Raw genomic sequence first — 1,941 nt, forward strand, 5'->3', positions numbered from 1 at the left:
CAAGCCCGTGACCGCCGCTGGGGTAAATGTGAGCTTCGTAGGATACCCCTGCCAGGCTCAGCCCCTCCAGGAACAGCAGGCTGTTCTGTACGGGAACCAGTCCGTCATCCGCACAGTGCCACAGGAAGGTGGGGGGAACATCCGGGGTGATCTGGGTTTCCAGGGATACCAGCTGCCGCTGCTCCGGGGAGGCGTTTTCTCCGATGATGTTGTCAATGGAGCCTGCGTGCTGATACTGCCCGGCGGTGATCACCGGATAGGACAGGATCAGCCCGTTGGGACGACAGCCTGCCGGATCTCCGAATACGCCGGTGATCAGGTTGCTGCTCCAGAACACGCCCAGGCTTGCGGCAAGATGCCCTCCGGCGGAAAAGCCGCAGACAGCGATCCGATCCGGGTGGATGTCGTACTCCTCTGCATGGCTGCGCACATAGCTGACGGCTGCGGCAAGCTCCAGCAGAGCGGTGGGGAATGGTTTATGTACCACGCTGTACCGCAGGACGAATGCCTGGATGCCGTAGCCTGCAAGCCGCATGGCAACCGGCTCTGCTTCCCGGTCGGAGCAGAATTCATAGCCGCCGCCTGGACAGAGAATCACGGCGCTGTGCTGCTTCTGACCAATCTCCTTGCTGTAGTCCAGGGTCACGGCGGTGAGGGTGGGATGCAGTCCTGCCACATCCAGTCCCGCTTTTTCATAGGGGACGGTGAGAGGGATGGTTTGAATAGACATAGAGAACCTTCTTTCTGTATGGATGGGTTTCAGTATAGCGCAGAATGCAGGAAAAGTCAAGGTAATATCCTGCATACTTTGTGTGGGATTGTCACAATTGCATGTTTGTCAAACAACTTTGCATTATAGTGCTACAGGGGAGTATCTTGACAAGCCTTGCTGCATGTGGTATACTATAAATGATGAAGCATGCTGCAATTGGTAGAGTATCTGGTTTGGGGCAACATCCATTCCTTTTCCTTATAGTCTTAGAACTCCTTGTAACATGCGAATTGTTGGTTTTCCGAGAAGTCAAGAACGACAACGACTGATAGGATCCTGGCGACATCGGAATACACTGAAAACCGAATATCGGGATGTGGCGAAGTTTGGTATCGCGCTCGCTTTGGGAGCGAGAGATTTCGCAGGTTCGAATCCTGTCATCCCGACCATCTCTGTTATACAAAATAGATGACAGACCAAAAAAGTCCGATTTATCGGACTTTTTGCGTATCCGAAGCCGAAAAAATTTATATGAAAACCGTAGATGACATTTCGCCTTTTCAGCTGTAAAACAGGACTCGAACGGGAATTTTTGAAAATTTAGGATATTTGAGAACGAATTTGGAAAGAAATTTCCGAGATCTGCTCTTTTTGATAGCGAAAATCTTTCACAAAGTTTGAAGCGGTTTCTTGTTTGTTATGCCGAATTGATTGAGGTTAAGAACCTCGATTGATTCGGCATTTTTTATTTTCCCTATACTATTAAAAAGAAAGAGAGATGATGCCTATGAAGAAAATCACATTCAACGCTCCGCTGAATCACAAGGCTTACAGCTATGAGCCGATGCAGATTGAAGTGGAGAAAGTCATTACCCTCTACGGCAAGAGGTTCGAGCAGATGAGAGATCAGTCCCTTGAGGATGCTACCGAAATCATCGAGAACAGAGATCTGATGTACTGTGAGGAAAACAACGCCCATTGCGTTCTCTTCCTTGATGGAAAAGGTAGCGACGGAATCCTCGTTGAAGCCGAGGGCGCAGATTATCTTAATGGCAAGGAGTTGGTACAGCAGATCTATGACGAAGCACGGATTACGGCATCGGATAAGGAGAAAGAGGCGTTCTTCTTCGACTTTTGCGAAGGAGGAGATAATTATGATACATATTATTGTCCCCCCAATTAAACCTTGCCAAAATCAAGCGGCGTATTTCGTATATGGTGCATGAAAG

2 protein-coding genes and 1 tRNA gene are annotated in these 1,941 nt (G+C 49.1%); 2 read left to right on the top strand and 1 reads right to left on the bottom strand.

Features of this window, described 5'->3' with window-relative positions:
• A partial coding sequence (locus QVO51_RS00240; protein ID WP_288167651.1) for an alpha/beta hydrolase occupies nucleotides 1-730 on the bottom strand: 730 nt, incomplete at its 3' end.
• Nucleotides 731-1,082: 352 nt separating this feature from the next.
• On the opposite strand from QVO51_RS00240, the gene QVO51_RS00245 reads away from it, so the two are divergent.
• Nucleotides 1,083-1,161, top strand: a tRNA-Pro gene (locus QVO51_RS00245).
• A 338-nt stretch (nucleotides 1,162-1,499) separates the two neighbouring features.
• Nucleotides 1,500-1,895 carry a hypothetical protein gene (locus QVO51_RS00250; protein ID WP_022356745.1) on the top strand — a complete coding sequence of 132 codons (396 nt, stop codon included), beginning with the start codon at nucleotides 1,500-1,502 and terminating at the stop codon, nucleotides 1,893-1,895.
• Nucleotides 1,896-1,941 lie beyond the last annotated feature (46 nt).

Source organism: Ruminococcus sp. CAG:379 (assembly GCF_000434255.1).
In the GTDB taxonomy this organism is placed as follows: domain Bacteria; phylum Bacillota; class Clostridia; order Oscillospirales; family Ruminococcaceae; genus Ruminococcus_F; species Ruminococcus_F champanellensis.

What these genes read in the sequence shown, in the direction of transcription:
- QVO51_RS00250 (WP_022356745.1), top strand. Translation starts at nt 1,500, where the DNA reads ATGAAGAAAATCACATTCAACGCTCCGCTGAATCACAAGGCTTACAGC.